Below are 26,837 nucleotides of genomic sequence, written 5' to 3'. Positions count from 1 at the left end.
GATGGGATCTATCCTCACCCTGCGCCACTACAGCCACGACCTGATCGCCCACAGCCACGAGCATGCGCAACTGGTATTCGGCCTTTCGGGCCAACTCGACTTCGAGGTCGAGGGCCAGGGCAGCCAAGTGCGGCAGCAGAGCTTCGTGGTGGTGCCGGCCGGCGCCCGGCATATCTGCGGCAGCCCCGGCGGCAGCCAGTGCCTGGTGCTGGACATACCCGGCGAACATTGGCTCGGCCAGTCCCTGGGAGAACATGCCGAGGCCAGCCGACGCTTGCTCGACAGCCCGCGGCGCCAGGTCCTGGCGCCGAACCAGAGCCGCCTGGTCAACTGGCTGGCGGACAGCCCGGTGGACGACCCGTTGATCGCCCAGCAAGGGGCGGTGCTGCTATTGGCCAGCCTCAACCATCCGGCCGCTGGCCACCCTGGTGAACGACGCCTGCCCTTTGCCGCGCTGAACGCCCATATCGATCGCCACGCCGCCCATCCCTTGCAGGTGGCCGATCTGGCGCGAATCGCCGGTTTGTCCGGCACACGCCTGCACGCGCGCTTCATCGCCGAATGCGGGCGCACGCCCATGGACTACGTGCGCAGCCGGCGCCTGCACATGGCCGTGGAACTGTTGCGTGGCTCGTCGATGCCCATCGGCGAGGTGGCCGACCGCGTAGGCTATGGCTCCCAGAGCGCTTTCTCGGCGGCGATATTGCGCGAATTCGGCCGCTCGCCCCGCCAGTTGCGCCAAGAAGCGCGCGCGAGTTGCTCGACAAAAGCCGGCAGCCTCGCGACAGACGACATCGGTGCCGGCCCCGTAGACTGAGCCCATCGTCCCGGCCATCACGGCCCGTCTTGCGTTAAGGAATGACATGACCCCGCGTACCGCCCTTGGCGCCCTGCATATCGGCGCACTGATGTTCGGCCTGACCGGTGTGTTCGGCAAACTGGCCGCCGCTTCACCGGCGGTCATCGTGTTCGGCCGCGCGGCCTTCGCCGTGCTCGCCCTGGGGTTCTTCGCTCGCCTGGCCAGCAATACGCCCTGGCAGCGGCTGGCCACCGGCGACTGGTTGCGCTTGCTGCTCAGCGGCCTGTTGCTGGCGGGCCACTGGGTGAGTTTCTTCGTCTCGGTCAAGATCGCCGGCGTGGCCATCGCCACCCTGGGTTTTGCCAGCTTCCCGGCCTTCACGGTGATTCTCGAAGGCTTGATCTTCCGCGAGCGGATCCGCATCAACGAGATCGTGCTGGTAGCCCTGGTGAGCATCGGCCTGGTGCTGGTTACTCCGGACTTCGACCTCGCCAGCCAGGCCACCACCGGCCTGCTCTGGTCCGTGGCCTCGGGCTTGCTGTTCTCCCTGCTGTCGCTGAACAACCGCGCCGGCTCGGGACGGATTCCAGCGGTACAGGCGGCGCTGTGCCAGAACCTGGTGGTGGGCCTTTGCCTGCTGCCGGTGGCGGCGCCGGAACTGCCCGAGGTACGCGCCATGGACTGGCTGTGGATCAGCCTGCTGGGTATCTTCTGCACCGGCCTGGCCCACAGCCTGTTCGTCGCCAGCCTGGCGGTGATCAAGGCACGCACCGCGGCGGTGGTCTTCGCCCTGGAGCCGGTCTACGGGATCACCGTGGCCTGGGTGCTGTTCGGCGAGAACCCGACCCTGCGCATGCTGCTGGGCGGAGCCTTGATCATCACCGCGATCGTGGTCTCCAGCCGCCTGTCCGCGGGTTCAGGCAGCCAGGGCAAAACCGCCCAGGCAGGCTCTCACTGAGACCGGTCGTTGTGGCCCAGGTCACGCTCGGGATCGATGCAGTCGCGGACCCGTTGCTTGAGCACCTTGGCTTCGGGAAAACCACCATCGGCCTTGCGCTCCCAGATCTGCACGCCATCGCACTGGATGCGGAAAGTACCGCCGGTGGCGGGCTCCAGGGAGACCTTGGCCAGGTCGTCGCTGAAGGTGCTCAACAGCTCCTGGGCCAACCAGGCCGCTCGCAGCAGCCACTGGCACTGGGTGCAATAGGTGATGATCACTTCGGGTTTACGTTCAGTCATGGTACGGCCGGGTCCTGAGTTCGAGGGCGTCGCTATAATAGCCGGCTTTATCGCCAGCCCCGAGAAGCCTGATGCGCCGCTTGCTGTCTTGCCTGTTGCTCTGCCTGCTACCCGTGATCGCCCAATGCGCCGAGCCTGCGCATCCGAAAATCGGCCTGGTGCTGTCCGGTGGCGCCGCCCGCGGCCTGGCCCATGTCGGGGTGCTCAAGGCCCTGGAAGAACAAGGCATCCGCATCGACGCCATCGCCGGTACCAGCATGGGAGCGGTGATCGGCGGGCTTTACGCCTCGGGCTACCAGATCGACGAGCTGGAGAAGCTGGCCCTGGAGATCGACTGGAAGCAGGCCCTGTCCGATGCGCCGCCCCGGGAAGACGTGCCCTTTCGGCGCAAGCAGGATGACCGCGATTTCCTGGTCAAGCAGAAGCTCAGTTTCCGCGACGACGGCAGCCTGGGCCTGCCGCTGGGCGTGATCCAGGGCCAGAACCTCGCCCTGTTGCTGGAAAGCAAGCTGGCCCACGCCAGCGACACCCGCGATTTCGACAAGCTGCCGATCCCGTTCCGGGCGGTAGCCACCGATATCGCCAGTGGTGAAAAAGTCGTGTTCCGCAAGGGCCACCTGCCCCAGGTGATTCGCGCCAGCATGTCGATCCCGGCGGTATTCGCCCCGGTGGAACTCGACGGCCGGTTGCTGGTGGACGGCGGCATGACCGACAACATCCCGCTGGACGTGGCCCGGGAAATGGGCGTGGATATCGCCATCGTGGTGGATATCGGCACGCCGCTGCGCTCGCGCAAGCAGCTCAACACTGTGGTCGACGTGCTGACCCAGTCCATCACCCTGATGACCCGGCGCAACTCCGAGGAACAGCTGGCCGCGCTGCACAAGGACGACGTGCTGGTCCAGCCGGCACTCTCGGCATTCGGCGTCACCGATTTCGGCCGCGCCCAGGAGATTATTGACGCTGGCTACCGCGCCACCCGGATCCTCGACACCCGCCTGGCCCACTTGCGCCGGGAAAATCCGCAGCCCGCGCAGCTCACCGCCGCCCGCCAGCCCAGCCAGCGCACGCCGATCATCAGCCAGATCAAGGTGGAAAACGATTCCAAGGTCAGTGACGACGTCATCCGCTACTACATCCGCCAGCACATCGGCGAGCCCCTGGACCTGGGCCGCCTGGAAACCGACATGGGCACCCTCTACGGCCTGGACTTCTTCGAGCAGGTGCAATACCGGGTGATCCACAAGGGCCAGGACAATACCCTGGTGATCAGCGCCCGGGGCAAGCGCAGCGGCACCGATTACCTGCGCCTGGGCCTGAGCCTGTCCGATGACTTGCGCGGCGACAGCGCCTTCAACATCGGCGCCAGCTACCGCATGAACGGCATCAACAGCCTCGGCGCGGAGTGGCTGACGCGACTGCAGATCGGCGACCGCCAGGAGCTGTACAGCGAGTTCTACCAACCCCTGGATGCCGGCTCGCGCTACTTCGTCGCCCCATTCATCACTGCGCAGTCGCAAAACGTCGAGGCCACCCTGGACAACGACCCCATCGCCGAATATCGCGTCGAGCGCTACGGCTTCGGCCTCAACCTGGGCCGGCAGATCGGCAACAGCGGCGAGGTGCGCTTCGGTGTGGGCGAAGCCTGGGGCAACGCCGATGTACGCATCGGCGACCAGGACCTGCCGAAGCTGCACTTCAACGAAGGCTACTACCAGCTGCAGTACTCCTTCGACTCCCTGGACAACGTCTACTTCCCCCACTCGGGTGAGGACATTCACCTGACTCTGCGCCAGTTCGAACCGGGCCTGGGCTCGGACAAGCACTACCGCCAATGGGAGTTCAAGCTGGACAAGGCCCTGAGCAGCGGCCCCAACACCTTCATCCTCGGCGGGCGCTATGGACGGACCCTGGACACCGCCGACGTGGTGACGTCCAGCTTCCTGCTGGGCGGTGCGCGACAGTTGTCGGGGTTTCGCCAAGACGCCCTGTCGGGACAGAACATCAGCCTGGCCCGCGCGGTGTATTTCCGCCGGCTCACACCACGCTCCTACCTGCCCCTGGATTTCCCGCTGTACCTGGGCGGCTCCCTGGAACGGGGCCGGGCCTGGAACAACGACAACGCCTTCGACAGCGGCTACATCAACGCAGCCAGTATCTTCCTGGGCTTCGATACGCCACTGGGACCGCTGAATTTCAGCTATGGCTTCAACGACGAAAACCAGAAGGCCCTGTCGCTGAACCTGGGCCAGACCTTCTGACAAGCGTGCGCCAGCGGCCCGCTGGCGCAGTGGCGACCAGCAGGATCAGCAATGATGGGAGATGATGAAGACCGGAGTCAGGCGACCCCGGTCGCAGGCTTCAGGACTTTTCCAGGTTGGCCAGGATACGTCCGTGGACACGCATGCAAACCCGCATGTCCTCTTCATCGACGCCAATGAACAATTCATGGCGCAAGGCAGTGGCGATAGTCTCGATCTGATCGATCAGGGGGCGCGCCGAAGGGCAGAGGACGATCTTCTTCGCCCGGCGATCTTCCATCACCGATTGCCGCTGGACCAGGCCCTGGGTTTCCAGGCTATCGAGCAAACGGGCCAGGGTCGGCCCTTCCACACCGACGCTTTGCGCCAACTCGCGCTGGGTCGGCGCTTCTTCGAAACGGGCCAGGTGCAGCAGCACAAGCCAGCGGGCTTGCGAGAGGCCCAGGCCAGCCAGGCGGCGGTCCAGTTCAGCACGCCAGCCGCGGGACATTTGCGCCAGCTGCATGCCAAAACGGTGTTCATCGGTCAACGGCATAAAACACTCATGATCAGGCTGAAAATAAAGAAAAACTAATTATTAGTCAGCTAAGCATGCCCCTTGCCAGTAGGCAAGTTCTGTAAGGCACTGAATCGTTACAACATTGACGCACCCAAGTTAAATCTCGAACTCCGATTGCAGCGCCGCACGCACGCAGTACAGCACGCCCTCGGGCACCCGGCCGGCGAACAACTCGATCACCTCGGCCACCGGCGGCAGCTCGCCTTCGCCATCGAGGAACGCGTCCTGGATTTCCCCCAGCAAGTCCTCGGGCAAATCCAGCGCCTGCTCCAGGGACAATTGCTGCTTGCCGATCGCTTCGGCGAGCAGGGTGTAGACGTTCTTTTCGGTGCATTGCAACTGGCCGGCGATCTGCACCGGAGTCATGCCGGCACGGGCCAGGGTGATCAGTTCATGACGAATATCGGCAACCACCTTCGGCGCCTCGGCAGTTCCGCCCAGCACCTCAAGGAACGCCGCACCATAGCGCTCCAGCTTGCGGGCACCGACACCGCTGACCCGAGCCATCTCGGCCATGGACCCAGGCTGGCTGCGGAGCATTTCCAGCAAGGTCGAATCAGGGAAGATGACATAGGGCGGTACGCCGTGCTCTTCCGCCAGCTTGCGGCGCAACGCCCGCAGCGCTTCCCACTGCTCGCGCTCTTCGCCTCGAACCAGCTGGCTGGCCTGACTGGTGCTCTTGGCCGCGGTTTGCGGCTTGAGATCGCGGCGCAGCTCCAGGGAGACTTCGCCCTTGAGCAACGGCCGGCAACTGTCACTCAAGCGCAAGCCGCCGTAGCCTTCCAGGTCGATGTCAGCCAACCCGCGAGCCACCAGTTGGCGGAACAGCGAGCGCCACTCGCCTTCGCTACGGGCCTTGCCGACACCGAACACCGACAAGTGCTGATGACCGAAGCTGCGGACCTTTTCCGTGTCCTTGCCCAACAGCACGTCCACCAGGTGCCCGACGCCATAGCGCTGGCCGGTGCGGTAGATCGCCGACAACGCCTGGCGCGCCGGCTCGGTGGCATCCCAGGTCTGCACTCCATCGACACAGTTGTCGCAATGACCGCAGGGCTGCGGCATGTCTTCATCGAAATAGGCCAGCAGCGCCTGGCGCCGGCAACGGGTTTCCTCGCACAGCGCCAGCATCGCGTCGAGCTTGTGCTGCTCGAGACGTTTGTGGCGCTCGTCGCCCTCGGAATTCTGCAGCATCTGCTTGAGCATCAGCACGTCCTGCAGCCCATAGGCCATCCAGGCATCGGCCGGCAGGCCGTCACGACCGGCACGCCCGGTTTCCTGGTAGTAGGCCTCCAGGGACTTGGGCAAGTCCAGGTGGGCGACGAAACGTACGTTGGGTTTGTCGATACCCATGCCGAAGGCGATGGTCGCCACCATGATCAGCCCCTCCTCGTTGAGGAAGCGCTTCTGGTGATAGGCACGCAACTCGGCCGGCAGCCCCGCGTGGTAGGGCAAGGCGGTGAAGCCCTGCTCGCAGAGGAACGCCGCCACCTCGTCGACTTTCTTGCGCGACAGGCAGTAGACGATCCCGGCATCGCTGCGCCGCTCGTTGAGAAATGCCTGCAACTGCTTGCGCGGCTGCTCCTTGGGCACGATCCGATAAAAGATGTTCGGCCGGTCGAAACTGGACAGGAAGCGCTCGGCGTTCTCCAGGTGCAGGCGATTGACGATCTCTTCGCGGGTTCGCTTGTCGGCGGTGGCCGTCAGGGCGATTCGCGGCACCTCGGGGAACATTTCCGCCAGTTGCCCCAGTTGCAGGTACTCGGGACGGAAGTCATGCCCCCATTGGGATACGCAGTGGGCTTCGTCGATGGCGAACAGGGCAATATCCAGGCTCTGCAAGAACGCCAGCATCCGCGGCTGGACCAACCGCTCGGGAGCGAGGTAGAGCATCTTCACTTCGCCACGCCGGATACGCACCGCCAGGTCACGCTGCTGCTCGGGGCTCAGGGTAGAGTTCAGCGCCGCGGCTGCGACCCCCAGCTCCTCCAGGGTGGCGACCTGGTCCTCCATCAGCGCGATCAATGGCGAAACCACCACCGCCAGGCCAGGGCGCAACAATGCGGGGACCTGGAAGCACAGGGACTTGCCGCCACCGGTGGGCATCAGCACCAGCGCGTCGCCACCGCTAGCCACGCGCTCGATGATCGCCCCCTGGCGACCACGGAAACTGTCGTAGCCAAAGATGTCCTTGAGGACGCGCTGAGCCTGTTCGAGCATGAAAAACTCCAAAAATTACGGAAATCACCAGGGGGACGCCGTTGCCCGGCCGCCTGTGCGATGGGGCTTGGCAAGGCGTCGCCGCCAGGTTGCAACGCCCACTTGCACCGGTGCTTGGAACCGCGGCACCTGCCTGGGCGGGCGGACCCGGCCTGGCCATCGGCCTGGCGGGTCACACGAAACGCGCGAGTATACCCGAGCCCTCCCCCGCAAAGGGCGCCGACAATGGACCGCTGGTAACCTTTGGAACCGCTCGCAGCTGCATCGTGGCTGGCCTGGGCGCTCAAGAAAGCCTAGAATTCAGCATCGTTTATTCCCCAAGGTAGCCGTCAATGTCCTTCGCTGAGCAACTAACCCGCCTGCAAGTCTTCCTCGATGCAGATGATCTGCACGACGAGGCGCTGGACTACGTGGCCGCTCACGGCTACCTGACCGCGCTGTCGATCTGCTCGGAAAGCGTCCCCGAGCGTGAATGGATCGACACCCTCTTCGCCGAGGAGCCGCACTACCGCGATGCCGCCGAGCGCGAAGCCATCGAATCGACCCTGCTGGCCCTGAAGGCGCACATCGCGCGCCAACTGGCCTCGGATGAAGAATTCGAACTGCCTTGCGATCTCGACCTGGGCGACGACCCGGACGACTCCGACCTGCGCGGCTGGTGCATCGGCTTCATGGAAGGCGTATTCCTGCGTGAAGCGGCCTGGTTCGAAACCGCCGAAGAAGAAGTCAGCGAGATGCTCCTGCCGATCATGGTGGGTTCCGGCCTGTTCGACGAACAGCCCGAGTTCTCCGACATTGCCAGCGATGCCAACCTGATGGACGACATGATCGTGCAGATTCCTGAAGCACTGACCGCGTTGTACTTGCTGTGCAACGCACCCGACGAAAAACCGGCACTGCTCAAGCCTCGCCACCACTGAGTCCGAGCCTATGGCCAAGCCCATAGGCCAGCGTCCCCTGCTGTTGCGTTACGTTCTACTGGCCATCGGCTGGTCGAGCGTAGCGCTAGGGGTACTCGGCATCTTCCTCCCGGTACTGCCCACCACTCCTTTCCTGCTGCTGGCGGCCGCCTGCTTCGCTCGCAGTTCTCCGCGCTTCTACCGATGGCTGGTAGACCACCCGCGCCTGGGTCCATGGATCCGCGACTATCTGGAAGGCAACGGCATTCCGCTCAAGGGCAAGATCTATGCGATCGGCCTGATGTGGCTGAGCATCGGCTTGTCCTGCTACCTGGTGCCATTGCCCTGGGCCCGCGGTTTCATGCTCACCAGCGCGGTGCTGGTGAGCATCTACATCCTGCGCCAGAAGACCCTGCGCCGGCCCTGAAAAACCCGAGCGGGATCAGGGCTTGGCGTGGTTGCGCTGGTAGGTTTCGGCGCCCATGGCGGCGATCTGGCCTTCGATCAAGGCGTCGAAGGGACGCAGCAGCGGCTCGAACGAAGCCGGTGCCTCTAGGGCCTGCAATGCCTCGACTATGGCCTCCAGGGTCGACAGGGCACCGGGACCGGGGGCCTTGCGCAGGCGATAGCGCGAAGCCGGCGTAACCTCCAGGGTGACCCGGGGCAATTGCGCCAACAGCGGGTTGAGATGCAGCAGCTTGCGCGCCTTGCGCCAGGTACCATCGGGGACCACCAGCAACATTGGCTCCTGGCTTGGCGAGTAGGCCCGCAGCGGTTGGGCAGCGTCCGCCGGAAACAGCAGGTGCGGCCGGTATCCGGGACGCCCGAGCAGCTCCGGCAGGTCCTCGAACACTTCCCCGACCCTCAGCTCGGCGTTGCTCAGCCCCAGTGCCGCCAACCGCGCGGTATTCAGGGCGTGATTGACCTCGCTCGGATGCTGCAACACCAATACCCGGGTACGACTGGATAACCGTGGAATCAGCGGACACAGGCAATGGCCAGCTGGACGCAGGCATCGCTCGCAACGTGCTCGAGACATGAAAACTCCTTGCAGGCTGTTGAAAAATGTAGGCGAGGCAGCCAGCGCAAGGCGAAAACAAGCGAAAAAGCGCAGTTTACGCGTGGTAAATGAGCATTTTGACCGGGCTGGCGCACCAGCCTGTTTTCAACGCAGCGATGGCAACGCAGGTAGTTTTTTAACGGTCTGCTAGCTAGACCTGGTTCAACTGGGCCTTGAGCAGGTCCCGGAAAGTCTGGATCAAGGGCTCCCGGCCACGGCCACGGCGCATGATCATGGAAAACGGCGCCTGGTAACCGAAGGTCGCGGGCAGCAGCACCCGCAGATCGCCCCTGTCGGCCCAGGCTTGGGCATAGTGCTCCGGCAGGTAGCCGATATAGGCGCCGGAGAGCACCAGGATCAACTGCGCCTCCATGCTCTCCACCGTCGCCGCGCTGTGCTTGAAGCCATGCCGGGCCAACTCGGCCTGGCTCCAGTAACCGCGCCCCACCATGCGCTGCTGGGTGATCACCTGCTCGGGGATCCGCCGCTCGCTGTACAGCGGATGGCGGTTGCTGCAATACAGCCAGTGCTGCTCGCGGTACAGCGGCATGTACACCAAGCCGCTCATGCGCGTGGAAAAAGCCCCGATGGCCAGGTCCAGGCGATTATCCTGCACCCCCAATTGCAGCTCGTGGGGGCTCATCACCGACAAGTGCAGGTGTACCGCCGGGTGTTCCTGGCTATAGGCGCCAATCGCCTCGGCGAACGGCAGGGCCTTGTCGCTCACGGTGGAGTCGATCACCCCCAGGTTCAGGGTGCCGCGCAACTCGCCCTTGAGCGCGGCGGCATACTGTTCGAAGCCCTCCAACTCACCCAGCAGGCGCAGGGTTTCCTGGTGGAACAACTCGCCCTTGCTGGTCAGGCTGAACCCGCCCCGCCCCCGGTGGCACAACACCAACCCCAGGGACGCTTCCAGCTGGCTCATGTAGGTGCTGATGGCCGACGTCGACAGATTGAGCTCATGCTGGGCATTGGCGAACCCCTGATGCCTCACCACGCTGACGAAGATGCGCAATAGTTTCAGATCAGGTAAAGCGTTGGCCATGACAGGCTCCGCTAGCAGGTGAAAAAGACACCTTCCCTGTGGCGAACAGGCTCGCGACGCTGGGCGGTCGAGCAACTGCGATGACGTCCATGTGCACTTCAAATCAGCCCCGGCAACCCGGATGACGGCGACTGCATCACCAACCGGGAGCGAGCGCCTGCGCCATGCAGGGCCTTGGAAAGCGCGTCAGAGTCTAGCCTGCCCGCTGCAATTAGTTTAGAAAAATCTGAACTAAGTATTTGCTCGTAGCGATTCTTTCCCCGCACTACATTTCGCAGAATCGGCCTCACTCGGTCGAATGGGCAGGACCTGCTGCGCCTCGACCCCATAAATAGAACAACGATGAGGCCTATCCCGTGGACAAGACTCTCCACCAACCACTGGGCGGCAACGAAATGCCGCGTTTCGGCGGCATCGCCACCATGATGCGTCTTCCCCATGTCACCACCCCTGCCGGCCTGGATGCCGCATTCGTCGGCGTTCCCCTGGACATCGGCACCTCGCTGCGCTCCGGTACCCGCTTCGGCCCGCGGGAGATCCGCGCCGAATCGGTGATGATCCGTCCCTACAACATGGCCACAGGCGCCGCGCCGTTCGACTCGCTGAACGTGGCCGATATCGGCGACGTGGCCATCAACACCTTCAACCTGCTGGACGCCGTGCGCATCATCGAGGAAGCCTACGACGCCATCCTCGAGCACAACGTCACTCCCATGACCCTGGGCGGCGACCACACCATCACCCTGCCGATCCTGCGGGCCATCCACAAGAAACACGGCAAGGTCGGCCTGGTGCACATCGACGCCCACGCGGACGTCAACGACCACATGTTCGGCGAGAAGATCGCCCATGGCACCACCTTCCGCCGCGCCGTGGAAGAAGGCCTGCTGGATTGCGACCGCGTGGTGCAGATCGGCCTGCGGGCCCAGGGCTACACCGCCGAGGACTTCAACTGGAGCCGCAAGCAGGGCTTCCGTGTGGTGCAGGCCGAAGAGTGCTGGCACAAGTCCCTGGCCCCGCTGATGGCCGAAGTCCGCGAGAAGGTCGGCAACGGTCCGGTGTACCTGAGCTTCGACATCGACGGCATCGACCCGGCCTGGGCACCAGGCACCGGCACCCCCGAAATCGGCGGCCTGACCACCATCCAAGCCATGGAAATCGTCCGTGGCTGCCAGGGTCTGGACCTGGTGGGCTGCGACCTGGTGGAGGTCTCGCCGCCCTACGACACCACCGGCAACACTTCGCTGCTGGGGGCCAACCTGCTCTACGAAATGCTCTGCGTGTTGCCCGGCGTGACCCATCGCTGAGAACCAAGGCATGAGCCACTGGCATTACGTGCTCGACGCCGCAGCCGGATGGCTCGCGGAGCCAACGGCCGATGCCGGCTTGCGTCACCACCGTCCCCAACCGTCGCTGTCCCGTGATGCCGAACCGGCATCGCAGGGTCGGCGGCGGGCCAGGGATGGTTTCGTGGTACGGACACGTAGCGCGAACAACGTTGGCGCCGGCCTGCAAGCCGATGCCGGCGGGTTAATTCATGACGTGGCCACGATGTCGCGCATGCAAGGGGAGCAACACTTTAGCCAGGAGCGCACAACCCTCGGGTTGCGCCAACAACAAGAAGGCCTATGGCTGGCCTGCCACGAGTTTTTGTCCGCGATGCCGGAAGGGCTGCCACCCCCTTAGCCAATGTGATCGGAGCAGATCATGAATAACAACAACAAAGAAACACGCCTTAGCGGTACTGAAATCAACAGGGTCGAACAGATCCCCGGCCACGCACGCAACGCGGGAGCCCGCGACCGCCTGCGCCCTATCCCCGCCGGCATCCGACTTACTGTGCCCAAACGCCTCAGTGGCTCGTTGCGCGGCCTGTCGTCCTCCCTCGTCCCCTCTTCGCTCGGCAGCTGCGGCAACGTTCTGTCGGGCCCCTGCCCGAAACCTGCCCAGACCTCCCGCCCCGAGGATTCGTGCGACCACCAGCATGCCCCTCGTTCCCGGCGTAGCCCCCTGCGCCAAGTCGCCTGACCTGCGGGCGGTGGCGCGCCAGCCACCGCGGTACATGACCTGTTTGTTTCACATAAAAAAGATAATCGGAGACACGCCATCATGGCTCTAGATCTATTCGTCGTACTCATCTACGCCGCCGGCATGCTGGTACTCGGCTACTACGGCATGCGCAAGGCCAAGACCCACGAAGACTACCTGGTGGCCGGACGCAACCTGGGACCGACCCTGTACATGGGCACCATGGCCGCCACCGTGCTGGGCGGCGCGTCCACCGTCGGCACCGTGCGCCTGGGCTACGTCCACGGCATCTCCGGCTTCTGGCTGTGCGCCGCCCTCGGCGCCGGGATCATCGCCCTGAACCTCTTCCTGGCCAAGCCGCTGCTCAAGCTGCGGATCTTCACCGTGACCCAGGTCCTGGAAAAGCGCTACAACCCCATGGCCCGCCAGGCCAGCGCGGTGATCATGCTGGCCTACGCGCTGATGATCGGCGTGACCTCGATCCTCGCCATCGGGACCGTGCTGCAAGTGCTGTTCAACCTGCCGTTCTGGCTCTCGGTGCTGCTGGGCGGCGGCGTTGTGGTGATCTACTCGGCGATCGGCGGCATGTGGTCGCTGACCCTGACCGACATCGTCCAGTTCGTGATCAAGACCGTCGGCCTGATGTTCCTGCTGCTGCCCATCTGCCTCTACCGCGTCGGTGGCTGGGATGAGCTGGTGGCCAAGCTGCCGGCGGCGAGCTTCAGCTTCACCGCCATCGGCTGGGACACCATCATCACCTACTTCATGATCTACTTCTTCGGCATCCTGATCGGCCAGGACATCTGGCAGCGGGTATTCACCGCCAAGACCGAGAAAGTCGCCCAGTACGCCGGCACCCTGGCGGGCTTCTACTGCGTGCTCTACGGCCTGGCCTGCGCCCTGATCGGTATGGCCGCCCACGTGCTGCTGCCGGACCTGGACAACGCGAACAACGCCTTCGCCGCCATCGTCAAGGCTTCGTTGCCGGACGGCATCCGTGGCCTGGTGATCGCTGCCGCCCTGGCCGCCATGATGTCCACCGCCAGCGCCGGCCTGCTGGCCGCTTCCACCACCCTGACCGAGGACCTGCTGCCACGGCTGCGTGGCGGCAAGCAATCGAGCCTGGGGATCAACCGCCTGTTCACCCTGCTCACCGGCATCGTGGTGCTGGGTATCGCGCTGGTGGTCAATGACGTGATCAGCGCCCTGACCCTGGCCTACAACCTGCTGGTAGGCGGCATGCTGATCCCGCTGATCGGGGCGATCTTCTGGAAGCGCGCCACCACCGCCGGAGCCATCGCCAGCATGAGCCTGGGGTTCATCACCGCCCTGGTGTTCATGTTCAAGGACGGCCTGGATGCCAACACTCCGATCTACTACAGCCTGATGGCGGGCCTGGTGAGCTTCGTGGTGGTCAGCCTGGCTTCGCGGCGCACGGCCCCGCTGGCCAGCGCGATCTGAGCTGAAGAGCGGTAGCTGAAGTTTTTCTTCGACGGGTGCGGCGTCGGTGGCCGCACCCGTTTTTTTTTACGCCCAGGCAACGCAGCACAAGGCTTGTGGCATTTCCCAGGGGACGAATGGTCACCCCTGCGGCAAAAATCCTGTGCTGTACTCTGACTCAGCGACGATCGTTCCTGCAGGAGAACGGTACAAGGATCGCTGGCAGCATCTGTGCGCGCTATCGCATCACCCTTGGACGGGGTCATAACAATAAAAACCTCTCCCCCTGCCCCGAGGTGTTTATGGACCGTTTCGACATCCAGCAAAGCATCCGCCAGGCCATCGAAGCCCAAATGGCGCAGAAATGGCGGACCCCTCCCAGCCAGGCGCAAACCAGCGACACCTACTCACTGGACCTCAAGGCCCTGTTGCACAGCCTGGAAAACGAGTTCGACATCCGACTCGACGCCGAACATGACCTGTACTGGATCCACTCCATCAGCGAACTGAGCCTGTTCATCCTGGAAAAGACCCGGCGCCGGGACCTTCGCCCCATGCATCCGTGACCCGCGATCATCGCCCAAGGCGGTCCGATGAACCGCAGCGAAGCCCGTCGGGCCGTGCATGCGCTCATTCGCTGCTGGCTGGGCGAACGCATCTGCCTGGACGACGACAGCGAGCTCGGGGACCTTGGGCTGGAGCGAGATGATCTGGAAGAGTTGCTCTGGCGCCTGGAGGATCGCTTCGGCCTGTGCGTTCCCACCGGCGAGGAACAGCGCGCGCTCCAGGAACTGCGCTGCGTTCAGGAACTGATCGAGTGGTTGCTGGAGATGTCACGGCGACAAGAGGATTGATTCGCAGGGCCGGCTTGCGGCCCGGCGTCAGGGAGCTGCGGGCGAGAGCCGGGGCCTGTCCCCGCTCTCGCAGCGAGATCAGCGACGACGTTGCCGACGGCGCCGCAGTTCTTCCTCGGTAGGAATCGGCACCGGTTGCAGCGGTGGCTCGATCAGGCCCAGTGCAACGCCAAGGTCGTGCAGCCAGCTTTGCAGTTTGTCTTTCATAGTGCCCCCCTCAAGGGTCATGCCAAGCGGCTGTCATACGCCGCCTCAAGCAGATAATAGTCCTAAGTTTTCCCGCGCGCTGCCCTGTAATGGCAATGAACTGTTACTGGATTATGGCCAATCGCCCAGGACCGCTCATGCCAAGGCACGCACCGACTGCTCTATCGGACCAGCGGAGCCTTGTTGCAGTTCGATCCAGGCATTGAGGTTGGCCCCCACCATGCCCTTGCGCCACATCAACCAAGTGGTGCAGTGGGCGAACGGCTCGGCCAGGGGATGCACCGCCACGCTTTCGCGCCCGGGCAGGCTATCGAGCATCGAACGAGTCATCAGGGCAATCCCTGAACCGGCGATCACGCAGGCCAGCATGCTCTGGTAGGACTCGATCTCCATGGCCCGGCCCATTGCCGCATGGTAATGGGCGAACCAGGACTCCAGGCGAGTGCGATAGGAACAGCCCTGGCGAAAGGTGAATACCGCCCGCCCCTCGACATCCAGGGCCGTGTGCACCGGCGGATGATCGATCTCGCTGATCAACACCAGGTTCTCCCTGCACAAGGGCACGCCGTCCAGCCCCGCCAGCTCCATCGGCCCGTCCACCAGCACGGCATCCAGGCGTCCGGCGAGCAGCCCTTCGAGCAGCTCGCCCGTGGGGCCGGATTGCACATGCAGGTTCACCGCCGGATAGGTACGGTGGTATCGCGCCAGGAGCCCCGGCAGGTGAATGGCCGCCGTGCTGTACATGGTACCCAGGACAAAGTCGCCGGCCGGCTGGCCCCCCAGCACCGCTACCTGGGCCTCGTCGTGCAGGGCGAACAGGCGCGCGGCATAGTCCAGCAACACCTTGCCCGCCGGCGACAGTTGCAGGCGCTGGCGCTCGCGCAGGAACAGCTCGACGCCCAGTTGATCCTCCAATTGCTTGAGCCGGGTCGACAGGTTCGACGGCACCCGGTGCAAGCGCTCGGCGGCCCGGGTGATGGAGCCTTCTTCGGCTACGGCCTGGAAGATACGCAGTTGGCTGAACTCCATGACCTTCTCCAAAACTGAACAAGTTGCTCAATATTATTCATTTTTAACGAAAGTCAATCGACTCTAGCCTGACGGTCATCCTCCCTGTCACTGGAACAACGACCATGTCTCCCCTGATCCGTCTGCTCGCCAGTTTCGTTGCCCTGATGCTGGCCATGGGCATTGGCCGCTTCGCCCTGACCCCGCAGTTGCCGCACCTGATCAGCGAAGGCCAGGTCGGTCTGACTGCCGGCGGACTGATCGCCGCCGCCAACTACCTGGGTTATCTCATCGGCGCCCTGGATGCGATGCTGGCACGAGGCCCGTCCCAGGTGCGCGGGCGCCTGCTGGGAGGGTTGTGGCTGTGCGTGCTGCTGACCCTGGCGTCGTTCTGGGCCCAGGGCTTCTGGCCGCATTTGCTCCTGCGTTTCGGCACCGGGGTGGCCAGCGCCTGGGCTCTGGTGATCATCACCGCCTTGAGCCAGCCCCTGGCCCAGGCTGCCGGGCGCCCGCGGCTGGGAGCACTGGTGTTCGCCGGCCCCGGGCTGGGCATCATGCTCACCGGCCTGCTGGCCCTGGGCTCCAATCTGCTGGGGCACGACTCGGCCGACCTGTGGCTGCTGTACGCCGCAGTGGCCTTGTTGATGCTGCTGGTCATCCTGCCGATCCTGCCCCAGGCCGGCACCGGCCCGCAGGGTACCGGCCAGGCCAACCCCGTGAGCGAGCCTGGCGTGGGCCGCCTGGGGCTGGTCTACGGTTTGTACGGCATGGGCTACATCATCCCCGCGACCTTTCTCGCGCAAATGGCCAGCACCCAATTCCATGGCCAATGGCAGGCCGATCTGTTCTGGCCCGGGTTCGGCATGGTCGCGGCCCTGGGGGTATTGCTGGTCAGCCTGCGCCGGCACTATCCGGACAGCACCCGCCACTGGCTGGTCGCGACTTTGTGGCTACAGGCCATCGGCGTCTTCGCCTGCCTGCTGGACAGCGGCTGGGGGCTGTTGCTGGGGGTGCTGCTGTGCGGCACGCCGTTCCTGGCCTGCATGCAACTGGTGATGCAACGTTCCCGGGAGCTGGCGCCCCACGCCGTCCAGCGCAACACCGGCTTGCTCACCGCCTGTTTCGCCGTGGGCCAGTTGAACGGCCCACTCCTGGCGGCGCTGAGCAGCCACTTCAGTGGCAGCCTGCAACTGGCCCTGCTGGTTGCAGGTGGCGGCCTGCTGCTTGGCGGGGGCCTGCTGTTGAGCCGACAACGGCTGCAGCCCTCGTGCGCGGCGCTGTCCTGAGGCCGCTCAGCCTTCCTTGATTTGCTCCCACAGGCGGGCGACATCCTCGACACTGCTCGCCGCGACCCGAGCCAGGCTCCGGGGATAGTCGACCCCGGGGTTCTCACTGAAGCGGGTCGCGGTGAACTGGCCATTGCTGGCCCGCAGTACGTAGCCACTATCACGGCAAGCGGCGCTGGCCAGGTAGAGCACTCCCGGGGTCACCCATTCCGGCTTGAGCTCGACCGGGGCCTCGGTCACGCCCCACATCCGGGTCTTGGCCACCGGCGAGACGGCGTTCACCAGGATCCCGTGCTCCCGCCCCTCCATGCCCAGGGCATTCATGATGCCCAACTGGGCCATCTTGCCGGCCGCATAGGCCAACAGCCCGGGTTGGGCATACTGCTGATACATGGCCCGGTCCGAGGTGGTCAGGACCACCCGCGCCGCGTCAGAACGCTTGAGATAGGGCCAGGCGTGCTTGCACAACCAGGTCGGCGCCTGCACGTTGACGTCCAGCGCCCGCGAAAGAAACTCGCGGTCGGTGTCCTCGATGCCCTGGTAACCGACCCAGCCGGCGTTATGGATGATGATGTCCACCCCGGCGAAAGTATCGACGGCCAGGGCCACCAACTGCCGGGCCGTGGCTTCATCGGCCAGGTCGCCGGCATGGGCGACCACCTGCCCGCCTTCGGCCTGCAGCATACGCGCCGCGGTGACGGCCACCTGCTCATCGGCGCCCGCGCCCAGGCGATCGGTGCCCAGGTCGCTGATCACCACCCGGGCGCCCAGCCCGGCCAACGCGCGGGCATAGTCCAGGCCCAGGCCGCGTCCGCCCCCGGTGACGATGGCAGTCCTACCCTTGAAATCCATGTTGGCCTCTCCTGTTGTGTCGCCCGCACCTTAACAACAAACAACGGGAGGACTTGATACTTTATCGATGCGCCACTGATACCCCGCAGCTATCAGCCCGGGCCCGGTTGGAGCCTGCCGGCGGCGCCTCTATGATGGCGGCCTGTCGCTCAATGCCAACGAGGGAATGCGAGAAATGGTCGAGACCCGCCTGCTCAGGCAGTTCATCGCGGTCGCCGAGGAACTGAACTTTCACAAGGCCGCCAACCGCCTGTTCATGGCGCAACCGGCCCTGAGCCAGGCTATCCATCGCCTCGAGCAGAAGCTCGGCTTCGGCCTCTTCATCCGCAACCGACGCGAGGTCAGGCTGACCCCGGCCGGCTCGACATTCCTCGATGTCGCCTACCGTACCCTGAAGGACCTGGAGCAGGGTATCGAGCAAGCGCGCCAGGTCGGTGCAGGTATCGCCGGCCAGCTCACCATCTGCACCCTGTCCCTGACCTACTACGATGGCCTGCTCCATGGCCTGCGGCGTTTTCGCGAAAGCTATCCCAAGGTCCGGCTGGTCATCCGCGAGATGCCCTCCGCCAGCCAGGCCAAGGCCCTGTTGGCGGGCGAGGCGGATATCGCCTTCATGCGCCTGTTGCCCTTGCCTGCCGACTCCATCGAATCACGCTTGATCCTCGACGAGCGAATCCTCATGGCCCTGCCTGCCGGGCATCCACTGGCCAACAGCCAGGAGGTGCGCTTGCAGGAGTTTGCCGACGAGCCTTTCGTGTTCACCCCCCAGCCCCTGGGCAGCGGATACCACAGCCAGTTGATGGGCCTGTGTGCAGCCGCCGGTTTCCAGCCCCGGGTGGTCCAGGAAGCGGCGCGGGTCCATACCCAGATCGGCTTGGTAGCCTGTGGTTTCGGAGTGGCGCTGGTACCGGAATCGGTGGCCGATACCACCCTGCGGGACAAGGTGGTGTTCCGCCCGTTGACAGCGCTGGAGCGCAAGCCGAATCCCGGCATCGGCCTGTACATGAGCCACAACCGGCTCAATGCCTCGCCACTGCTGGAGAACTTCATCGACTTGCTGGATTTTGCGCCACCGGCGTCCGCCGAAGTGGCCTGAGAGCCGCCCCGGGGACGCAAAGCCCCCGGAGTGGAAGGGAACGAGCCTTAGCTGAGCTCGATACGATCGGCGTGGATGACGATCTCGCCCTGCTTGTAGAGGGCGCCGATGGCCTTCTTGAAATTGCCCTTGCTGACCCCGAACAGGCGGCTGATCAGGGCCGGATCGCTCTTGTCGCTGACCTCCAGGGTGCCGTTGTTTTCCCGCAGCTTGGCCAGGATCTTGGCGTTCAGGCTGCTGGCGGCCTGGGCCCCCACAGGTTGCAGGCTGAGGCTGATCTTGCCATCGGCACGCAGCTCCTTGATGAAGCCCTTTTCCTGCATGCCGGAACGCAGGAACTTGAACACCTCGTTCTTGTGGATCAGGCCCCAGTGCTTGTTGTTGATGATCGCCTTGAAGCCCATGTCGGTGGACTCCACCACCAGCAGATCGACTTCCTGGCCGGCCTGGTAGTTGGCCGGGGTCTTGTCCAGGTAACGATCCAGGCGAGCCGTAGCGGTGATGCGACGGGTGTGGCGGTCCAGGTAGACATGCACCACGCAGTAATCACCGGCATTGAGCTGGCGCTTTTCCTCGGAATACGGCAACAGCAGGTCCTTGGACAGTCCCCAGTCCAGGAAGACGCCGATGCTGTTGACTTCGACGACCTTGAGGCTGGCGAACTCACCGACCTGGACTTTCGGCTTCTCGGTTGTTGCAATCAACTTGTCTGCACTATCCAGGTAAACAAAAACGTTCAGCCAGTCTTCATCTTCACTGGGAATATCCTTGGGGATATAACGATTGGGCAGCAATATCTCGCCATCCGCACCGCCATCCAGATACAAACCGAAGTTGGTATGTTTAACCACTTGCAAACTGTTGTAACGCCCGACTAAAGCCATTTCCAATACCCTCATTGCGTGGGCGGCATTCTACCTGTTTTCCATGGCCAGGTTGGCGCCGCTGTGGCACCGCGGCGGAAAATCCGCGCCAGGCTGCGGTTTTCCTGGCTTTGGCGACAGACTGCAGCCCATTCGTCAGGCCAGGGGTCGCCGTCTTGGCCATTTTCCCTCGCGCCGCAGCCGCCACTGGCCGGGCAGGTCTTATTTAAAACAGCGACTTAGCGACATATTCGAGATACTGCTTCAGGAACAAGAATAAACTCCGACCTGCACTAACACCCGGGGAAACAAACAATTATCGGGCGAGTCTGTTAGGATGGCTGGCCAAATTAATTTTCCCAAAGGTTAAATGGCAATCATGCGAGTAAAAAACTCCAGCAGCAAAGTCAAACCTGTCCCCGTGGTGGAAACCAGCGAATCGATCAATGAACAGGTCGCGGCCTTCCTGAAATCCGGTGGCCAGATCCAGCAGATCGCCAAGGGCGTCAGCGGCCAGACCTTCAGCCCGTCCAAGCAGATCAGCCTCGGCAAGAAGTAATACTCCCCCGCTTTTCCTGGTCCCCTGGCGCTTGCTCCAAGCGTCGGGGCCGGCGCTACCTTCTCCCCCGCTCCCGCAAAAATCGACGAACGGCACGAGCCTGCAGGCCACGACCGGTATCCTTGCAGCCTCTGGATAAATCGTTTCAGCCATCCCAGGCTGTCACTCCCCGCAGTCCAAGGAGTGCTGCATGCGCAAACCCACTTTCCTGGCCATCTGCCTGGCCCTGGCGTGCCCGCTGGCCCAAGCGCAGATCTTCCAGCGCGAACTGGGCGACTTCGACCTCAAGCTGGGCACCAGCCCCAGCCGCAGCATGGCCCAGGGCCTGGTCAAACCATCTTCCAGCGGCTCCTTCCATGGCGGCCTCGACCTGGACCACGACAGCGGCTGGTACTTCGGCCAGTGGTCGCCAAGCCTGGGCCTGAGCCCCGCGAGCCGCCTGGAGGTCGATTCCTACCTGGGCTTCAAGCAGCCCCTCGACCAGAACCTGGGCTATGAACTGGGAGTGATCCACTACAACTATCCGCAATTGCGCACCCAGGACAGCCAGCAGCTCTACGGCGGCCTGAGCCTGCTGGGCAGCCGTTTCGGCGCGGCTTTCAGCAACGACCCGGACCGACGCAACAGCACCCTGTTCGCCGACTTGGGCGGCAACCCACCGTTCGGGATCGGGGTCAGCGTCAAGTACAGCACCTACCGCCTGAACAATGCCGTGTCGGTGGCCAAGGGCGGCTACATCTCCAGCTTCAACGACTGGTCGATCAAGTTCTCCCGACCATGGCTGGGGATCGATCTCAACCTAATCTACAGCGACTCCAGCCTCAACGGTAGCGATTGCCCGGCCTATTCTGGACACAACAGCCGCTGCGACGGCCTGCTGACCTTCAAGGCCGAGCGGAGCTTCTACTAGAAGAGCTGAACTGCCAGGGGCCATCGGAGTTCAGATGCAGCAACCCGCACACCCAAGGACCTGGATATGTCGCGCCGGTGTTACCTCTTCATCGCCTTGCTGATCGCCAGCCTGCTGCTGGGTGCCTGTAGCCGGGTGGGCCTGGCCTACCGCAACCTGGACGTGATCATTCCCTGGACCCTTGACGATTACCTGGATATGAACAGCGAGCAGAAGAGCTGGCTCAACCAGCGCCTGCAGCAGCACCTGAGCTGGCATTGCAGCACCCAGCTACCGGGCTACCTGGACTGGCTCGACCGCCTGCAGTCGATGGTCCGCGACAACCAGGTCAATGATGCGGCGCTGCAGGCACGCACCCGTGAAGCCAAGCAAGCCATCGCCGAGATCGCCCGCCAGATCACCCCATCGGCCGTGGAGTTGCTCCAAGGCCTGGATGAGCGGCAAGTGGCGCAGATGAACAGCTCCCTGGCCAAGGACCTGCAGGAACACCGCGAGCAGTACCTCCAGCCGCCCCTGGCACGGCAGATCGATCAGCGTAGCCAGCGCATGGAAAAACGCCTCAGGGCCTGGCTCGGTACCTTGAACCCACAACAACGCCTGCGTGTCGAGCGATGGTCCGTCTCTCTGGGCGAGCAGAACCGCCAGTGGCTCGCCAACCGCGCCCACTGGCAGGCGCTGTTCAGCGCTGCAGTACAGCAGCGGCGGGCCAGCGACTTCCCGCAGCGCATCGAACAATTGCTGGTGGACCGCGAAAGCCTGTGGACCGCCGACTACCGCCAGGCCTACGAGCACACCGAACAGGCCGCACGCAGCCTCGTGGTGGACCTGATGGCCAGCAGCAGTCCCGAGCAACGCCAGCGCCTGCTGAAGAAGATCGACGGCGTGCGCCAGGACTTCACCAACCTGAAATGCCTGCAGGACGCCCGCCGTCCCTGACTCAGGCGATCTGGGCCTTGGACGCCAGCTCGTCGAAGGTCAGTGGGTCCAGGGCATCGGCCTGTTCGTCCAGTACCTGGCGTGGATGCTCGTTGCCCGGAATGCTGCTGTCGAGCAAGCACAACAGGCTCGAGCCCCGGGGCGTGAGCATGAAGTTCTCGCCGTTACCGCCCTCCTGCTCCGGCCTGCTCTGGATGAACCCCCGGTCCAGCAGCAGTTTTTCGTATTCGGTGGCGGTAGTCTTCAGTTCATCCAGGTTGCCCGTGGACTCGCCTTCGGCGGCCATGGCCGCCGCATGCTGCTCGGCATAAGGCCGTGGGGTGAAGCTGTGGCCAGCACCGTTCTGCACTTCGTGCAGCAAGCGTTCGATCAGATCCCAGTTGTAAGTCGTCATTTCGATTCAACCTCCAGAATGCAATGCCTTGCCTGGGTTGTGACCGGTGGCTACGCCAGCCGTTCAGGAAATTCGCACCACCTGGCAGCTTGTCGATCTGCTTGCCCACCAAACGACTAGCGTGTGTAGAACCCATCCCCCGCCCTGAGGAACGATGTCATGGATATCAGCGACCATCCCGTGGTCAGCCGGGAACAATGGCTGGAAGCACGCAAGCAGCACCTGCTCAACGAAAAGGCCTTCACCCGCCAACGTGACCGGCTCAGCGCCGAGCGCCGGGCACTGCCCTGGGTGCGGATCGACAAGCCCTACCGCTTCCACGGGCCCCATGGCGCACTGACGCTGGCCGAGTTGTTCGGCGGTCGCAGCCAATTGGTGGTCTATCACTTCATGTTCGCAGACGGCTGGGAAGAAGGCTGCAAGGGTTGCTCATTCCTGGCCGATCATTTCGATGGGGCCAACCTGCACCTGGCCCACCATGACGTGGCGCTGGTGGCGGTGTCCCATGCGCCCTACGAGCAGTTCCAGGCCTTTGGCCAGCGCATGGGCTGGCGCTTCGACTGGCTCTCCAGCGCCGGCGACGACTTCAACCAGGACTTCGGCGTCAGCTTCGACAGCGAACAGCTGGCCAGCGCCACAGCCAGCTACAACTATGCGCCAGTGAGCGGTAACGAGCTGGAGCTGCCCGGCTTGAGCGTGTTCTATCGCAACGAGCAGGGACAGATATTCCACACCTACTCCACCTATGCCCGGGGCCTGGACCTGCTGCTAGGGGCGTACAATTTCCTCGACCTCACGCCCAAGGGGCGCAACGAGGGGCCGATCATGAACTGGGTTCGCCACCATGACCGCTATGCGCCAACCCCCGGTGCGAAACAGGGGGCGGGATGTTGCTGCGACGACTGAACACTCGGCACGATCGACGGTGGGACCGCGCTAGCGGTCCCACCAAAGCGCCAGCTAAGCTGTAGGCATGACCCCCACCTACCACAGTCTCCACGAATACACCCTGCGCATGAACCGGGTGCTGGAGCATATCGACCAACACCTGGACCAACCCCTGGAGCTGGGTGACTTGGCGCAGGTGGCGCATTTCTCGCCTTATCATTTTCATCGCCTGTTCAGCGCCTGGGTCGGTGAACCCCTGGGCGTTTACCTGAGGCGCCGGCGCCTGGCCCGTGGCGCACACCTGCTGGCCAGCCGGCCTGAAGCCTCCATCCTGGAGATTGCCCTGGAAGTGGGTTTCGGCTCCGGCGAGGCCTTTTCCCGGGCGTTCAAGCAGCACTTCTCGGTCTCGCCCAGCACTTGGCGCGATACCGAGCCCAAGCGTTGGCACCGCCGCCTGGACGACATTCGCGAACGCCGCCTGCGGCAATTGCGCAATCCTGATCAGACCCACATCCCGGCTTTCGACGACCCTGATGCCTTCATCCACCTGAAGGAGCTCACGATGAAGGTCACCATCAAGGAACTGCCCCCCGTACGCGTCGCCTACCTGCGCTATACCGGCGCCTACGGGCCGGGGATCGGCCTGTTCTGGCAGCAGGCCGTCATCCCCTGGATGGCCGAGAACGGGCTCATGGGCCGCGCACGCTACGGCATCGGTCATGACGACCCTTACGTCACCCCACCCGAGAAATGCCGCTACGACGCCTGCGTCGAAGTCCCCCTCGACTTCAAGGGCCGGGCTCCCGCAGTCGTCACTACCCTGCCCGGTGGCCTCTATGCAATCACGCACTACCAGGGCAAAGGCCCCGATATCGCCGATACCTGGAGCGAGTTGTGCCGCGATTGGCTGCCCAAGAGCGGTATGCAGCCCGACGCGCGGCCAGCCTTCGAGCTGTATTCGATGGACGCCTGGAGCGATCGAACCGGTGATCTGGAGTTCGATATCTGTTTTCCAGTCAAGGCGCTGTAAGCCACGACAGAGCAGAAACGACACGGGGCAGCCAAGGCTGCCCCGGTTCAATACTGCGACATGGCTTGGTAGCTATTGCCAAGACCTTCTAGTGGACACAGGGCAGCTACCCCAGAACACAGATCAAACGTCAGAAATTAAAATCTTCAAGAGCCTTGCCCTTGCTTCGCAAAAGAGCGAGAGCAAACTCAGCATCAAAATCCAACAGTAGTTCAATCACCTCCTTGATTTTCCAACCATGCACTTCTGGATAGTCAATGATCGACTGCAAATGCCGCTCCAGCAGAGGTAGATACTCAAACGCCCTCTCACTTCGGACAAAATCAAAAAGCCTGGATATCTCGAACGGCATTCGGTTCGCCAGCAAGATCAACTTTTCTATAAGAACATAGATCTGCGCTCTCGCTCCTTGGGCATCACCTCTGTCCGCAACGTTAGCAAAATACTTGATGACCGCCATCAGTACCTGCCGGCCAGTATCATCGTAGCCATACATTCGGTGAGTGAAGGTGCCGGCAACTTTCTCATATTCATCGATATGCCTTTCCAACTCGACCAGGCCTTCGTGATATCCCCAGCTAGCGAGCAACCTTGCAGCCAAGAACCGCTGCGCATCGTCAGTTGCGTAGAACAACAAGTGCCTTACACCATCCACTCTGGACTGGGGAATATCCTCAGGATCTAGATCGGTCGCATCAACAGCATAATCAGCACTCTCCGGCACTCTACAAAGCAGATCATTCGTTGCCACGTCCATTACCCCCCTATTATCGGCCAGAGTTCATGAGCCAACTCAAAATATAAAACCCGAAATTGCTACCGACTAGGCTCAATCAAAAATCCAGGCTCTATAAATTTCTCCAGAATCCTGGAATCTATCTTTTATAGCGACGACTTCTTTCAAGCCGATGCAGTTCACCAAAACCGCATCAAGCCCCAATGACCAGGCCTGCCAATGGCAAACCTCAAGATCAGCCTCCTCGCCCTTGCCCATTTTTTAAAAGCTCCAACTTCCCTATCGACTCAGAACGTCATTTTCCGGAGTACGCACCGGAGGTTGCCGGTCGCTCGCGTTCAAACATCGTCCGGCGGATGCCTCATGATTCGGGGGCCGATGACCTGGAATACCAGCCCGGCATGCGCTCACGGTCCTGCAGCCGCCAGTGCCGGAATGCAAACGGGGGAGCCTGTGCTCCCCCGTCATTTTTTTGCCAGGCCCATGACCAGCGGGCTTGCCTCAGCGGGACGGAATGGCCCTGATATCGCGCACGATGAAGCGCGGCAGAACCCGAACATAGAAGGTCTCCACATCGGAGTTACCGCTGTTGGTAATCACCCCAAGCATGGTTTTCATATTGCGTAACTGGCCCATTGCGCCGGCAGGCTGGAGCCCATCGCGTTGCTGGGCGAAGTGCAACACTTCGACACCGGCACGCTTGACCTGGACTTTGTAGCCGAAGTCGACACTGGCCAGGATCGTATTATCGTCGACGATCTTGGACACCAGCCCACCTTGGGAGTCACTGAGCCGGCGCTTGTACACCGCCTCTACATCCAGCAGGTAATCGGCACTGTCCTTGGTCGCCGCGTAGCGATTGGCATTGCCCAGTTGCTGGATCAACTCCGTGCCCAATTGCTGGCGCAGCTTGTCCTCAGGCAAGAAGCGCGGGCTCTCCCCGATCAGTTGCAGATCGAAATGGTCGATCCAGTAGGTGGCGTCGGCAGGAATCTGCACGGGTTTGGACGAGATGTAGTAATCCGGCCGGGAGGCACACCCGACGAGCAAGACACAGGTGAACAACAGCGACAGCAGGCGCATTAAGGATCTTCCTTGAAAGCGATTTCGTTGGGTGCACTGGCTCGGATCAAGGAAACGTATCCAGGCGCTTGGCGCTCGCCCATGACCCGGAACGCTTGAGGGGAACGTGAAGATTCGCCCGTTCGGGACAGCAGCGATACCAGGAAAGGCGCGCGATATTAGTTCGCCACTACCCAGGCGTCAATTGAACCCAGCTTGCAGAACTGGCGTGCCGAGGCCGATCCAACTGAACTTTGCCCGCTGCAGGCGCCTCAACCGGATGTCCCCCTGTCCACCACATGAGGCGCAGCCCATGAAAACCCTGAACCTGCTCATCCTCGCCGGCAGCCTGCTGCTGGCCCTGCCCGCCTGGGCCTGTACCCCGGACGAAGCCACCGCCAAGCGCGAGCAACTGGCCCGGGAGGTCAGCAAGATCACCGAGCAGAACCCGGCCAAGGCCAAGGAAATCAACGATGAGTTGCAGAAGATGAACCTGGGCAGCGCCAGCAAGGATCTGCCCGACGATTGCCAGTTGATCGACCAACGCCTCAAGGAACTGGCCGACGCCGAGAAAAAAGCCGACCACTGAAAGTCCGGAAAACAAAA

At 63.1% G+C, this 26,837-nt stretch carries 31 protein-coding genes; 18 read left to right on the top strand and 13 right to left on the bottom strand.

Annotated features, from left to right (window positions below; all coding sequences use genetic code 11):
- Position 1: 1 nt before the first annotated feature.
- Positions 2 to 817 (top strand): AraC family transcriptional regulator, encoded by an 816-nt coding sequence (locus C4K40_RS08025; RefSeq protein ID WP_053135158.1) that lies wholly within the window; start codon positions 2 to 4, stop codon positions 815 to 817.
- Positions 818 to 863: 46 nt separating this feature from the next.
- On the top strand, positions 864 to 1,757 hold the full coding sequence (locus C4K40_RS08020) for a DMT family transporter (RefSeq protein WP_053135161.1): 894 nt from the start codon (positions 864 to 866) through the stop codon (positions 1,755 to 1,757).
- Here the strand turns inward: C4K40_RS08020 and C4K40_RS08015 are convergent.
- Complete coding sequence (locus C4K40_RS08015) at positions 1,751 to 2,038, bottom strand: SelT/SelW/SelH family protein (protein WP_022642980.1); 288 nt, start codon at positions 2,036 to 2,038, stop codon at positions 1,751 to 1,753. The two genes, C4K40_RS08020 and C4K40_RS08015, sit on opposite strands and share 7 nt — an antisense overlap.
- A gap of 71 nt (positions 2,039 to 2,109) precedes the next feature.
- Between C4K40_RS08015 and C4K40_RS08010 the strand changes: the two genes are divergently transcribed.
- Positions 2,110 to 4,299: a patatin-like phospholipase family protein gene (locus tag C4K40_RS08010; RefSeq protein ID WP_022642979.1), complete on the top strand. Its 2,190-nt coding sequence runs from the start codon at positions 2,110 to 2,112 to the stop codon at positions 4,297 to 4,299.
- Positions 4,300 to 4,399: 100 nt separating this feature from the next.
- Here C4K40_RS08010 and C4K40_RS08005 read toward each other — a convergent pair whose 3' ends face one another.
- Positions 4,400 to 4,834 carry a MarR family transcriptional regulator gene (locus C4K40_RS08005; protein ID WP_022642978.1) on the bottom strand — a complete coding sequence of 145 codons (435 nt, stop codon included), beginning with the start codon at positions 4,832 to 4,834 and terminating at the stop codon, positions 4,400 to 4,402.
- Between the two features lie 120 nt (positions 4,835 to 4,954).
- Entirely contained in the window at positions 4,955 to 7,078 is a 2,124-nt protein-coding gene (gene recQ, locus C4K40_RS08000; RefSeq protein WP_053135164.1) for a DNA helicase RecQ, read from the bottom strand.
- A 332-nt stretch (positions 7,079 to 7,410) separates the two neighbouring features.
- Between recQ and C4K40_RS07995 the strand changes: the two genes are divergently transcribed.
- On the top strand, positions 7,411 to 7,998 hold the full coding sequence (locus C4K40_RS07995; protein WP_053135167.1) for a YecA family protein: 588 nt from the start codon (positions 7,411 to 7,413) through the stop codon (positions 7,996 to 7,998).
- A gap of 10 nt (positions 7,999 to 8,008) precedes the next feature.
- Positions 8,009 to 8,404 (top strand): YbaN family protein, encoded by a 396-nt coding sequence (locus C4K40_RS07990; RefSeq protein WP_022642976.1) that lies wholly within the window; start codon positions 8,009 to 8,011, stop codon positions 8,402 to 8,404.
- A 15-nt stretch (positions 8,405 to 8,419) separates the two neighbouring features.
- Here C4K40_RS07990 and C4K40_RS07985 read toward each other — a convergent pair whose 3' ends face one another.
- Complete coding sequence (locus C4K40_RS07985) at positions 8,420 to 9,016, bottom strand: tRNA-uridine aminocarboxypropyltransferase (protein WP_053135171.1); 597 nt, start codon at positions 9,014 to 9,016, stop codon at positions 8,420 to 8,422.
- Between the two features lie 172 nt (positions 9,017 to 9,188).
- A complete protein-coding gene (locus C4K40_RS07980; RefSeq protein WP_031321135.1) occupies positions 9,189 to 10,082 on the bottom strand; it encodes a LysR family transcriptional regulator in 894 nt (297 codons plus the stop codon).
- 356 nt (positions 10,083 to 10,438) lie between these two features.
- On the opposite strand from C4K40_RS07980, the gene speB reads away from it, so the two are divergent.
- The 5 genes from speB (at position 10,439) to C4K40_RS07955 (ending at position 14,404) form a co-directional block, all read left to right on the top strand.
- The gene (speB, locus tag C4K40_RS07975; RefSeq protein ID WP_053135174.1) at positions 10,439 to 11,389 is read left to right on the top strand and encodes an agmatinase; all 951 of its coding nucleotides are present in this window, start codon (positions 10,439 to 10,441) and stop codon (positions 11,387 to 11,389) included.
- A gap of 10 nt (positions 11,390 to 11,399) precedes the next feature.
- Entirely contained in the window at positions 11,400 to 11,768 is a 369-nt protein-coding gene (locus C4K40_RS07970; protein ID WP_053135176.1) for a hypothetical protein, read from the top strand.
- Positions 11,769 to 12,191: 423 nt separating this feature from the next.
- Complete coding sequence (locus C4K40_RS07965) at positions 12,192 to 13,571, top strand: sodium:solute symporter (protein ID WP_053135179.1); 1,380 nt, start codon at positions 12,192 to 12,194, stop codon at positions 13,569 to 13,571.
- A gap of 281 nt (positions 13,572 to 13,852) precedes the next feature.
- The gene (locus C4K40_RS07960; RefSeq protein ID WP_022642971.1) at positions 13,853 to 14,116 is read left to right on the top strand and encodes a hypothetical protein; all 264 of its coding nucleotides are present in this window, start codon (positions 13,853 to 13,855) and stop codon (positions 14,114 to 14,116) included.
- 27 nt (positions 14,117 to 14,143) lie between these two features.
- Positions 14,144 to 14,404 (top strand): hypothetical protein, encoded by a 261-nt coding sequence (locus tag C4K40_RS07955; protein WP_053135182.1) that lies wholly within the window; start codon positions 14,144 to 14,146, stop codon positions 14,402 to 14,404.
- Positions 14,405 to 14,482: 78 nt separating this feature from the next.
- On the opposite strand, the gene C4K40_RS31865 is transcribed toward C4K40_RS07955, so the two are convergent.
- A complete protein-coding gene (locus C4K40_RS31865) occupies positions 14,483 to 14,611 on the bottom strand; it encodes a PA1414 family protein (RefSeq protein ID WP_022642969.1) in 129 nt (42 codons plus the stop codon).
- Positions 14,612 to 14,746: 135 nt separating this feature from the next.
- The gene (locus C4K40_RS07950) at positions 14,747 to 15,640 is read right to left on the bottom strand and encodes a LysR family transcriptional regulator (RefSeq protein ID WP_053135185.1); all 894 of its coding nucleotides are present in this window, start codon (positions 15,638 to 15,640) and stop codon (positions 14,747 to 14,749) included.
- 104 nt (positions 15,641 to 15,744) lie between these two features.
- Between C4K40_RS07950 and C4K40_RS07945 the strand changes: the two genes are divergently transcribed.
- Positions 15,745 to 16,905, top strand: coding sequence for an MFS transporter (locus C4K40_RS07945; protein ID WP_053135188.1), 1,161 nt, complete (start codon positions 15,745 to 15,747; stop codon positions 16,903 to 16,905).
- A 6-nt stretch (positions 16,906 to 16,911) separates the two neighbouring features.
- On the opposite strand, the gene C4K40_RS07940 is transcribed toward C4K40_RS07945, so the two are convergent.
- Complete coding sequence (locus C4K40_RS07940; protein ID WP_053135190.1) at positions 16,912 to 17,757, bottom strand: SDR family NAD(P)-dependent oxidoreductase; 846 nt, start codon at positions 17,755 to 17,757, stop codon at positions 16,912 to 16,914.
- Between the two features lie 175 nt (positions 17,758 to 17,932).
- Here C4K40_RS07940 and C4K40_RS07935 point away from each other — a divergent pair, with 175 nt between their 5' ends.
- Positions 17,933 to 18,853, top strand: a complete 921-nt coding sequence (locus C4K40_RS07935; RefSeq protein WP_022642965.1) for a LysR family transcriptional regulator — start codon at positions 17,933 to 17,935, stop codon at positions 18,851 to 18,853.
- Between the two features lie 47 nt (positions 18,854 to 18,900).
- Here the strand turns inward: C4K40_RS07935 and C4K40_RS07930 are convergent, their stop codons facing one another.
- Positions 18,901 to 19,737: a S1 RNA-binding domain-containing protein gene (locus C4K40_RS07930; protein WP_022642964.1), complete on the bottom strand. Its 837-nt coding sequence runs from the start codon at positions 19,735 to 19,737 to the stop codon at positions 18,901 to 18,903.
- Between the two features lie 349 nt (positions 19,738 to 20,086).
- Between C4K40_RS07930 and C4K40_RS07925 the strand changes: the two genes are divergently transcribed.
- The 3 genes from C4K40_RS07925 (at position 20,087) to C4K40_RS07915 (ending at position 22,121) form a co-directional block, all read left to right on the top strand.
- Entirely contained in the window at positions 20,087 to 20,275 is a 189-nt protein-coding gene (locus C4K40_RS07925) for a hypothetical protein (RefSeq protein WP_022642963.1), read from the top strand.
- Positions 20,276 to 20,465: 190 nt separating this feature from the next.
- The gene (locus tag C4K40_RS07920; RefSeq protein WP_053135194.1) at positions 20,466 to 21,185 is read left to right on the top strand and encodes a TorF family putative porin; all 720 of its coding nucleotides are present in this window, start codon (positions 20,466 to 20,468) and stop codon (positions 21,183 to 21,185) included.
- Positions 21,186 to 21,251: 66 nt separating this feature from the next.
- Entirely contained in the window at positions 21,252 to 22,121 is an 870-nt protein-coding gene (locus C4K40_RS07915) for a DUF6279 family lipoprotein (RefSeq protein ID WP_053135197.1), read from the top strand.
- A gap of 1 nt (position 22,122) precedes the next feature.
- Here C4K40_RS07915 and C4K40_RS07910 read toward each other — a convergent pair whose 3' ends face one another.
- Positions 22,123 to 22,515, bottom strand: a complete 393-nt coding sequence (locus tag C4K40_RS07910) for a hypothetical protein (RefSeq protein ID WP_022642960.1) — start codon at positions 22,513 to 22,515, stop codon at positions 22,123 to 22,125.
- Between the two features lie 159 nt (positions 22,516 to 22,674).
- Here C4K40_RS07910 and C4K40_RS07905 point away from each other — a divergent pair, with 159 nt between their 5' ends.
- Positions 22,675 to 23,421 (top strand): thioredoxin family protein, encoded by a 747-nt coding sequence (locus C4K40_RS07905; protein ID WP_022642959.1) that lies wholly within the window; start codon positions 22,675 to 22,677, stop codon positions 23,419 to 23,421.
- A 67-nt stretch (positions 23,422 to 23,488) separates the two neighbouring features.
- On the top strand, positions 23,489 to 24,433 hold the full coding sequence (locus tag C4K40_RS07900; RefSeq protein WP_053135200.1) for a GyrI-like domain-containing protein: 945 nt from the start codon (positions 23,489 to 23,491) through the stop codon (positions 24,431 to 24,433).
- A 130-nt stretch (positions 24,434 to 24,563) separates the two neighbouring features.
- Here the strand turns inward: C4K40_RS07900 and C4K40_RS07895 are convergent, their stop codons facing one another.
- The 3 genes from C4K40_RS07895 to C4K40_RS07890 all read right to left on the bottom strand — a co-directional run bounded on the left by C4K40_RS07895 (position 24,564) and on the right by C4K40_RS07890 (position 26,252).
- Positions 24,564 to 25,190 carry a hypothetical protein gene (locus C4K40_RS07895; RefSeq protein ID WP_053135204.1) on the bottom strand — a complete coding sequence of 209 codons (627 nt, stop codon included), beginning with the start codon at positions 25,188 to 25,190 and terminating at the stop codon, positions 24,564 to 24,566.
- A 72-nt stretch (positions 25,191 to 25,262) separates the two neighbouring features.
- On the bottom strand, positions 25,263 to 25,427 hold the full coding sequence (locus tag C4K40_RS31510) for a hypothetical protein (protein ID WP_157064367.1): 165 nt from the start codon (positions 25,425 to 25,427) through the stop codon (positions 25,263 to 25,265).
- A 243-nt stretch (positions 25,428 to 25,670) separates the two neighbouring features.
- The gene (locus tag C4K40_RS07890; protein WP_022642955.1) at positions 25,671 to 26,252 is read right to left on the bottom strand and encodes a hypothetical protein; all 582 of its coding nucleotides are present in this window, start codon (positions 26,250 to 26,252) and stop codon (positions 25,671 to 25,673) included.
- A 292-nt stretch (positions 26,253 to 26,544) separates the two neighbouring features.
- On the opposite strand from C4K40_RS07890, the gene C4K40_RS07885 reads away from it, so the two are divergent.
- Positions 26,545 to 26,820 (top strand): hypothetical protein, encoded by a 276-nt coding sequence (locus C4K40_RS07885; protein ID WP_022642954.1) that lies wholly within the window; start codon positions 26,545 to 26,547, stop codon positions 26,818 to 26,820.
- Positions 26,821 to 26,837 lie beyond the last annotated feature (17 nt).

It is taken from the genome of Pseudomonas sp. CMR5c, assembly GCF_003850545.1.
Classification (GTDB): Bacteria; Pseudomonadota; Gammaproteobacteria; order Pseudomonadales; family Pseudomonadaceae; genus Aquipseudomonas; species Aquipseudomonas piscis.
Note: the sequence above shows the minus strand (reverse complement) of the source record. Positions and strands in the feature narration are given on the sequence as shown.